This is a genomic window from Rufibacter roseus (assembly GCF_001647285.1).
In the GTDB taxonomy this organism is placed as follows: domain Bacteria; phylum Bacteroidota; class Bacteroidia; order Cytophagales; family Hymenobacteraceae; genus Nibribacter; species Nibribacter roseus.
Genome location: NZ_LRML01000008.1, coordinates 227,520 through 236,306, shown reverse-complemented (window position 1 = coordinate 236,306; position 8,787 = coordinate 227,520). Strand labels below are relative to the sequence as shown.

General features: G+C 44.6%; 8 protein-coding genes. All 8 read right to left on the bottom strand.

Annotation, left to right across the window (positions count from 1 at the left end; genetic code table 11):
* Positions 1 to 440: GNAT family N-acetyltransferase (locus A8O23_RS13895; RefSeq protein WP_066622249.1), on the bottom strand; the 440-nt coding region annotated here is incomplete at its 3' end.
* Positions 441 to 603: 163 nt separating this feature from the next.
* Positions 604 to 948: a 50S ribosomal protein L20 gene (gene rplT / locus A8O23_RS13890; protein ID WP_066622247.1), complete on the bottom strand. Its 345-nt coding sequence runs from the start codon at positions 946 to 948 to the stop codon at positions 604 to 606.
* 85 nt (positions 949 to 1,033) lie between these two features.
* Entirely contained in the window at positions 1,034 to 1,228 is a 195-nt protein-coding gene (gene rpmI, locus A8O23_RS13885; RefSeq protein ID WP_066622245.1) for a 50S ribosomal protein L35, read from the bottom strand.
* A gap of 20 nt (positions 1,229 to 1,248) precedes the next feature.
* Complete coding sequence (infC, locus tag A8O23_RS13880) at positions 1,249 to 1,779, bottom strand: translation initiation factor IF-3 (protein WP_239693408.1); 531 nt, start codon at positions 1,777 to 1,779, stop codon at positions 1,249 to 1,251.
* A gap of 120 nt (positions 1,780 to 1,899) precedes the next feature.
* Complete coding sequence (gene thrS, locus A8O23_RS13875; RefSeq protein ID WP_066622240.1) at positions 1,900 to 3,837, bottom strand: threonine--tRNA ligase; 1,938 nt, start codon at positions 3,835 to 3,837, stop codon at positions 1,900 to 1,902.
* Positions 3,838 to 3,887: 50 nt separating this feature from the next.
* The gene (locus tag A8O23_RS13870; RefSeq protein ID WP_161486740.1) at positions 3,888 to 4,877 is read right to left on the bottom strand and encodes a tetratricopeptide repeat protein; all 990 of its coding nucleotides are present in this window, start codon (positions 4,875 to 4,877) and stop codon (positions 3,888 to 3,890) included.
* A 181-nt stretch (positions 4,878 to 5,058) separates the two neighbouring features.
* Positions 5,059 to 7,533 (bottom strand): DUF5686 family protein, encoded by a 2,475-nt coding sequence (locus A8O23_RS13865; RefSeq protein ID WP_161486739.1) that lies wholly within the window; start codon positions 7,531 to 7,533, stop codon positions 5,059 to 5,061.
* Positions 7,534 to 7,958: 425 nt separating this feature from the next.
* Positions 7,959 to 8,747: a tetratricopeptide repeat protein gene (locus A8O23_RS13860; protein WP_066622234.1), complete on the bottom strand. Its 789-nt coding sequence runs from the start codon at positions 8,745 to 8,747 to the stop codon at positions 7,959 to 7,961.
* Positions 8,748 to 8,787 lie beyond the last annotated feature (40 nt).

Genomic DNA, 8,787 nt, shown 5'->3' with positions numbered 1-8,787 from the left:
CTTAATAACCTGAGCTGCCAAGCTAGTTTTGACATTTCAAACTTCACTTCCTGTTGTCCAAACGAGCCAACACAAGTCCAGCCTTGCCTGAGGTAAAATCTTTCAGCGCGTGTGCCTGGGTCAGTGCTAAGCCACAACGGTGTTTCTGATTGGGCAAAATACCAGTTTACCATTACGTCATGCAGCTGTTTACCATAGCCCTTTCCCTCTTGCCCCACTTTTACAAACAGGGCCCAAACGTTATTATTCTGCAGGTCTACCGCAGCAAAACCCACTAGTGCACCATCAACTACGCATACCCAACTTCTACCTTTTTCCGAAAGATAATCTTCATAGTCTTGCCTTGTAACCAAAGCTGGATTAGACAGAACATTCTCCCTTACCGTGTTCCTGATCAACTGCATCTCAGTAATGTCTTTTAAAGTAGCTTCTCTGATCATGTGAAGTAAAAGTTTAGCTAATGCATTAGTGAAAAGTAAGATACCATTTTTTGATTCTATTTATAGATTAAATACACACTAGTGCCGGCTGTTGCGTAAAAGCAAAGGCACAAAAAAAGCCCATCTTTTCAGATGGGCTTTTTACTGTATAGGCAAGGAAAGTCTATTTTACTTTCTCTACAATTCCGGTGAAGGCTTCTGGATGATTCAGAGCTAAGTCTGCCAAAACTTTACGGTTAAGGGTGATGTTCGCTTTTTTCAATCCGCCCATTAACTGAGAGTAAGACAGGCCGTTGATGCGGGCTGCAGCGTTGATACGCTGAATCCACAATGCACGGAAATCTCTTTTCTTAGCTTTTCTATCGCGGTAAGCATAAAGCAAACCTTTTTCTACCGCGTTTTTGGCTACTGTCCAAACGTTTTTTCTACGACCAAAGTAACCTTTGGCCATTTTCATTATTCTTTTTCTTTTGTGGCGGGCCGCCACGGCATTGACCGATCTAGGCATTTCTGTAATTTTTTGGGGCTGGTGATCTCGGTTTAATACTTAGTTACCAGTTCCCGTTGAAACAATAATTGTAAATTGTGTTTGATTAAGACGCAAGCATTCTCAGCACGTTGGCTTGGTCGGCTTCGCTAACCAGTCCGGTGTGGGTAAGATTTCTCTTCTGCTTGGTGGTCTTTTTGGTCAGGATGTGGCTTTTGTACGCGTGCTTACGCTTTACTTTGCCAGTACCTGTCAGGGTGAATCGCTTCTTAGCCCCTGATTTGCTTTTCATTTTAGGCATTTGGGTGTATTTAAAGGTAATTATTTTTTGACTTTAGGTGAAAGGAACAGGAACATCCGTTTTCCTTCCAGCTTAGGCAGCTGCTCTACTTTGGCCACATCCTCAAGAGCTTGGGCAAATTTAAGCAAAAGCATTTCCCCTCTTTCCTTGAAGACAATAGTACGGCCCACAAAGTGCACGTAAGCCTTCACTTTAGCACCTTCGCCCAAAAACTGGCGGGCGTGCTTCAGCTTGAACTCAAAGTCGTGGTCATCGGTGTTAGGCCCAAAGCGGATTTCTTTCATCACCACTTTCGTGGTTTTAGCCTTCATTTCCCGCTGCTTCTTCTTTTGCTCGTATTTAAACTTAGAGTAGTCTATGATACGGCAAACCGGCGGGTCTGCTTTTGGCGAAATCTCCACCAGGTCCAGGTTCTGTTCCTGAGCCATACGGCGAGCCTGATCTATACTATAGACCCCAGGCTCTACGTTCTCACCTACTACCCGCACTTCTCGCAGTCCGGTAATGCGCTGATTGATCCGGTGAGCTTCCTCAACCTTGCCACGTGGCACGTAGCGTCTGTTATTCGTAGAAATAGTTGTACCTCCCTAATTTAGGTTTCACAATCAGGGTGCGAATATCGCATATAACCCTGTACAATAAAAGTATTTTACTATATTTTTTTAGTTGGGCTAACCCAACAGGTCGGCTAGCACCGCCTTGAAGTTCTCAACAAAGGCATTGACAGGCATAGTTCCCATGTCTCCAAAACCGTGTTTACGGACAGAAACAATCTGGTTTTCCTGCTCCTTGTCTCCTACAATGATCATGTATGGCACTTTGCTCACTTCCGCATCACGGATTTTACGGCCAATCTTTTCATCGCGGGAGTCTACATAGCCTCTAATGTCTTGTAGCGCCAACTGATCATTTACCTGCTGAGCGTACTCATGGTATTTCTCAGAGATTGGCAGAATGGCTACTTGGTCTGGGCTGAGCCACAGCGGGAAATTACCTCCACAGTGCTCTATCAATACCGCCACAAAGCGCTCCAAAGAACCAAACGGTGCCCGGTGTATCATTACTGGACGGTGCTTCTCGTTATCGGCACCAATGTACTCCAACTGAAAACGCTCCGGCAAATTATAATCTACCTGTATGGTACCTAACTGCCATTTACGACCCAAGGCGTCACGCACCATAAAGTCTAGCTTTGGTCCGTAAAACGCAGCCTCGCCTAGTTCAGTTACGGTAGTAAGGCCTTTTTCCTGAGCCGCCTCTACAATGGCACTTTCCGCTTTGGCCCAATTTTCATCAGACCCTATGTATTTCGCTTTGTTTTCAGGATCTCTTAAAGAGATTTGGGCAGTATAGTTTTCAAAACCCAATGCTTTGAAGGTATACAGTACTAAGTCAATCACCTTCAAAAACTCATCCTTCACCTGATCAGGACGGCAGAAAATGTGCGCATCGTCTTGGGTAAATCCACGTACGCGGGTTAGGCCATGCAACTCGCCGCTTTGCTCATAACGGTAAACAGTACCAAATTCAGCCAACCTTACCGGCAACTCTTTGTAAGAGCGCGGACGGGTTTTATAGATCTCGCAATGGTGCGGGCAGTTCATAGGCTTCAACAAGAACTCTTCGTTCTCATTGGGGGTCCGGATTGGCTGGAAAGAATCAGCTCCGTACTTTTCATAGTGGCCAGAAGTCACATATAGCTCTTTGCTACCAATGTGCGGGGTCACCACCGGTTGGTAGCCTGCCTTTTGCTGGGCTCTGCGCATGAATTGCTCCAAACGCTCACGCAACAATGTTCCTTTGGGCAACCACAGAGGCAAACCCGCTCCTACTTTCTCAGAGAAAGCAAATAATTCAAGCTCTTTGCCCAGTTTACGGTGGTCTCGGCGCTTGGCTTCCTCCAGGCGCTCCAAATACTCACTCAGCTCCTTTTGCTTAGGGAAAGTGATGGCGTACACACGAGTCAGCTGTTTGCTTTTCTCGTCTCCGCGCCAATACGCCCCAGCCACGTTCATCAACTTGGCTGCTTTTATGAAGCCAGTATTTGGTATATGAGGACCCCGGCAAAGATCAGTGAAGTTACCCTGGGTATAAAAGGTGATAGTACCGTCTTCCAGATCTTTTAGCAAATCTAGTTTGTACGGGTCATTTTTCTCGGTGAAGTAGGCAATGGCATCGGCTTTAGAAATAGGCTGACGCACGTACTCGCTTTTCTGACGGGCTAGTTCCAGCATTTTCTGTTCAATGGCTGGAAATTCATCTTGAGAAAGAACTCTGTCTTCGCCTAAGTCGATATCATAATAAAACCCATTCTCAACGGCAGGGCCAATACCCAGCTTTACTCCAGGATACAAAGCTTCCAGCGCTTCGGCCATCAAGTGAGCCGATGAATGCCAATAAGTAGCCTTGCCTTCTTCATCATTCCAGGTCAGGAGTTGGATAGAGGCATCACTTTCTATAGGGCGTGTAAGATCCCACACCTGGCCATTTACTTTAACGGCTAGCACATTGCGGGCTAATCCTTCACTGATAGAGGCGGCAATTTCTATACCGGTAACTCCCTTTTGATATTCACGGACCGAACCGTCTGGTAAGGTAATGTTGATCATATAACTTCAGTAAACTTCTCTCTGTTTTGGGTCTGATTTCGGCAAATTAGCTAAAAAACGCTTCTTGTGCTTAAACTATCTAACATTGGCCGCCTAATTGGCATGCTCACCCGCTGCAAAGCTACACGATACCGCGGGTTCTCAGGGTATTTTTGAGTTAAAAAAATGTAATGCTGTCGCGCTGTCTCTCGGTTGCCGGTCCATTCATAGCTGGTGGCTAAAAGCCAGCGGGTATGCTCATTTAATTCATGCCCCAGCTCCTGCGCTTTTAAGAAATTTTCCAACGCCAGACCATATTGCCTTTTACGGTACCAGCTTTCAGCCAGACCAACAAAGGCTTCTGCGTATTCAGGCTCCAGTTCTATGGCTCTGTTGAAGCTGACTAACGCTGTGTCAATTTGACGGTGATTAAGAAAATACTGCCCCAGTTGCTGCCACCAAAAACCATCTTGCGGCTGAATCTTTATCCCGTGCTGCACCATAGGGAATGCCTCATCAAACTGCTTGCGGGCGGTGTAAATGGCACTCAACTCTCTAAAGGCTGGCAAAGACAGAGAATCGCGCTGCAGCGCTCTATTCAGGTTGAACAAAGCACGCGCGGTGTCTCCGGTACCCGATTGCGACTTGGCCAATAGAACGTAATATTTAGCTTCACCTGGGCGTAATTTAATAGCTCTACTGCTGTGGTTAAGTGCCCGGTCATACATTTCTAAACCCACATAAGTTTCTGCCAGCACAGCCTCTGATTCAGGTGTGTAATAATTGAATGCCTTGGCCTGCATCATCATTTTCATTGCCTCCTGGTACTCTTGCCGCGCTAACAGAATTTTGGCCATCTGAAAATACGCTTCACCCAAAGCCGGATCTTTGGCGGTAGCGGTTTTAAGATCATTATAGGCAGCTTCAATTTTATTTGAGGCAAGGTAAAGACGGGCACGTTTCAGGTACCACTCAGGGTGATCATTGTTGCGGTCAATGGCACGGGTAATCTCTGCTATGTGAATTGCTACACTGCTTTCAACTTTCTGGGGAGAGAACATACGCTCCTCATTCTTTTGCTGGGAGCATGAAATCAATGCCCCAAAGCCAAGACAGAACAGAAAACAGATATACCGCATGAAGCAACAGAAATCATTCAACAAAGGGCGAAGGTACAAACTCAGATGCTGAAAATCTGTTTTAGGGCTGTTTTTCTAAAACTAGACCTAAAACAGAAGCCAACTATGGGTTTACTGACAGTGACATTTTTACCCCCCACAGCGGAGCATCAAGGTTGCGATAAGTTAGCCGGTGAATAACATCTATTCTAACTAATTGAAAGATATTTTTCAAACCCACATTTACCTCTGCGTAAGGATCTTTGCCCAGCCCCCTGAAGTTGAGGTCTTCATCCGGAGCATCGTAGGATGGCTTGTTTCTGTCTGACAAACTTCCATAAAGAATCGCCCCACCGGCTACTAACCTTACCCGCGTGTTACGGAGCAAAGGTAGCCGGTTCGTTAATGAAAAAGCCCCTTCAAAATGGTGGTCGTAACGCAGTGACAGGTATTCATCTGTGGCGAAGGCAAAAAAGGGCATTAAGTTGTACCCGTGCAAAATGAAGAAAGGGGTTTCGTTTCCTACCGGCACCTGTAGCAGCGGCAGAGGCACCTTTGAAAATGTTTTTCCGGCTCTGAAATAATAACGGCCGTACCCCAAAATACCGGCCCTTACCCGTTGGTCAACTGACAGGGTCACCTGCTGATAATTTAGATCTGAATTCAGCATTCCACTGATTCCGGCTGAAAGCTCTAGCCCGATTATTGGTGAATTAGAGTTGGAAATTGCTATTTTCTCATGGTGCCTGATCAGCATCTTACGGTCAGGGGTATACGTGATGTTAAGCGTAACATCAGTGCTACGGAATGGTGAAAATTTTGAATCATAATCTTCTGAACCTACTCCGGCAACCTCAAAATCCGGCACAAAATTAGTGTGCCGGAGGGTGATTTTCTGACGGAAGGCCTGAAACCACTCGCGTTCTGCCCACATTTGAATTCGCTCCTGCTGGTAAGGGAAATTGAGCTTTCCCCACCGAAAAGCGGAGAAGAATAAACTATTTACCCTTGTATTGTTCAGATCCATGGTGGCTGGTCCTACATCATTTAAATAGCTGACGCCCCATTCCGTCCATTGTTCACGGTCAGCCACATACCTCACGTTTAAAAGGCTTTTGAAATTTTTATCATGGGTGCCATAAGCGGCGTAGCCATTTAAAATCCAGTTTGGGTGAAAAAACTCTGTGGTTCGTCCTCCAAACTGGAACCGGTGCCCTTCTACCTTGTTGAACACATAGGCCCCGAACACAGGCCCCCATTCAAACTTGTCATTGATCGGCATGTGCCCTTCCACCACAATTCTTATCAGCTTAACGGCACTCTGTATTTCCGGAAGTTTATTGATCTGCTTAATGGCCTCTACCCTCTTCACTTCTTCCTGAGAGAACTCATACGGCCGTACTTCCTGCCAAAATGATTCTTTGTGCTTTAAAGCAGAATCACTAATAGTATGGCTTAATGCATAGAATTCTGAATCTTTAGGCTCGCCCAATACCAAATCAGTATAGGTAGTGGTAGTTTCTACATACAACCTTACATCAGTGCCCGGCAGACCTGAAATCTGGAATTTCCGCTTACTGGAGAGCGGCAGCATACTCGGATTCTTGGCATCCCAAGCCTGCACTATCTGTAAATCACTAACAAAGTTCAGCCCCACATCTTTGTTCATTTTCAACTCGATTCTGCGCAAAGAAAATGAGCTATCGGCGATCCACATATATCCCTCAAAAGTGAGATCCTGCGGCCTCTTTGGTATTATCTTTAGTCGATAGACTTTCCCGCTTTCAGATTCCACACTGTCTTCCAAATCATAGTCGTAGTAGTTTGACCACTGGTTGGCAATGGGGCTGACAAAATCTTTGTCAAACATTCTCATAAAGTTTTGGTAGAGCGAGAAGTGTTCTGCCTGCGCGTTAAGCAACTGCGCCAATTGGGCTTCTTTTTCAATGCCCACTCCCACTACTTTACTGGCTACCAGAACTTCTTTTGATCGGTTTGGGTCACTGGTGAAGTAAGTTTCTTTTACTGTCTCTGACTGGAAAATTGGCAATGAGGCGGTTCTTCCATTTCCTTCTGCGAGCGTAAGGCTATCTAAATATGGGGCATACCGTTTAGAAAATCCTTTCTTGGTGTCTTTGGCCTCACGCTCCAGAATAGAACCCTTCATGAGCGTATAGGTTTCAAACTGTACTGCCGGTTGGTTCTCTGGCAAATATTTATGTTTGTTTCGTGCTGCGGCCCTTACAATTTTAAATGCCGGATTTTCTTTAGGACGCACTACAATTTCCTGTATCACGTAGCTCTGGCGCTCCAATCCAATGTCACCGTTTTGCTGCAATTGGCGGATTGTTTTGGTGAGAGGTTTGTAACCCAGTAAAGTAAAGGTTACAGAGTCTGAGATAGAGTAATTCCTTAATTCATATTTCCCTGCCTCATCTGTAAAAACCGGAACTTTTGCTTTGTACAAATGCACCGTGACAAAGTCCAGGGGTTTCTGCGTTTCAGAATCAACTACTTTACCCTTAATAGGAGAGTTAGTTTGAGCCCAAACCGAAACTGCATTGAACAATACAAAAAGAAAAGGGATTATTCTTCTCACTACACAAGTCTTGAAAACACGAAAATACTGAATATATAAGGGATTATATACTCAGTAAGCTACCTAATTTAATGTAAATGAGCAAATTCAAGCTCATTAATTTATATAACTACTAATATTTCCCATAAAAGACAAACAAGTATCCATTTCCCCTATTGGTTCTGAAAAAAAATTATAAACGTAGCGTTAGCACCTTTTCTTTAGATTTAATGAGTATAGATAAGGTGTTGTCTTCTCTAAAAAATCTTACACAATTTATGAAAGCAGCGGCATTGCGTTTAAATTGACATACAGCATGATTTACTGCAGCAGACAAACTACCTTAAATAAAGATAAGAAATGATGGCACTTCAACGGGAGGGGCATATACACAAGAAGCCCCACCCAGTTTTGCCAGGTGGGGCTTCTTGTGTATACTATTGAGGTTACGATCTGACTTTTAAAACTTCCTGCAGCAGTATTTTGCATTTACGGCTTAGCTCAAGATCTTCTGACGTCACTAATTTTTGGTCTAATGCTTTCTGTAGAGTTAAAATACACTCTCCTTTCATAGAAGCGTCCTTTTGCACTCTAGCCAAATCATAGTAAAACAGCAAATTGGAGGGAGACAAATCAACAGCTTTGCTCAAAGCTTCAATGGCTTGTTGATTTGTTACTTCCGGAAAAGAAGAATTGAGGAATAATTTACTTGCGGCTTTTTCCCCTAGAGACAAATTAGCCACCTTATACGCCCATCTTCCTTTCAGATGCCAGGCACCAGCATGATTTGGTTCATATTCTAGCGCCTTGTCTACATGTAATTTTATCTGGTCAAGATAACCTAGCCGCTCTTTCAATGTTCCTGTTTGGCAAAGATAGCCCAAGGCAAGCGCCATGGCATAGTTGGCATCAGCATTGGCGCTGTCAACATACAAAGCTCTTTGAGCATGAGCCAAAGCCTTCTGGAAATAAAGGCTTTTATGGGTGTCGTCTGAGTAACGGTTTCCAATCCGGCCAAATAGAATACTTGTTTTATACAGCGCTTCTAAATGATTGGGTGTTTTCTCCAACAGAAGCTCGTATTTAGCTAAGGCCTCGGTGTCTTTATATTCCTTGAAAAGTTGATTCGCCTCCCACAGTAGCTTTTCCGACCCTATTCCGCCTGAGTAGGCAGAAAGGGTCGGTATGCTAATGAGCAAGGTCAGCAACCAAATAGTTCTGTAAATGCTTCGCATGCTCCCCTTTTGTTACTTTTAAATAGTTCAACTTCAGGGT

Bases quoted from the DNA above. Each gene is read 5' to 3' on its own strand.
- rplT (WP_066622247.1), bottom strand. From the start codon at position 948: ATGCCTAGATCGGTCAATGCCGTGGCGGCCCGCCACAAAAGAAAAAGA.
- thrS (WP_066622240.1), bottom strand. From the start codon at position 3,837: ATGATCAACATTACCTTACCAGACGGTTCGGTCCGTGAATATCAAAAG.
- A8O23_RS13860 (WP_066622234.1), bottom strand. From the start codon at position 8,747: ATGCGAAGCATTTACAGAACTATTTGGTTGCTGACCTTGCTCATTAGC.
- A8O23_RS13870 (WP_161486740.1), bottom strand. From the start codon at position 4,877: ATGTTCTCTCCCCAGAAAGTTGAAAGCAGTGTAGCAATTCACATAGCA.
- rpmI (WP_066622245.1), bottom strand. From the start codon at position 1,228: ATGCCTAAAATGAAAAGCAAATCAGGGGCTAAGAAGCGATTCACCCTG.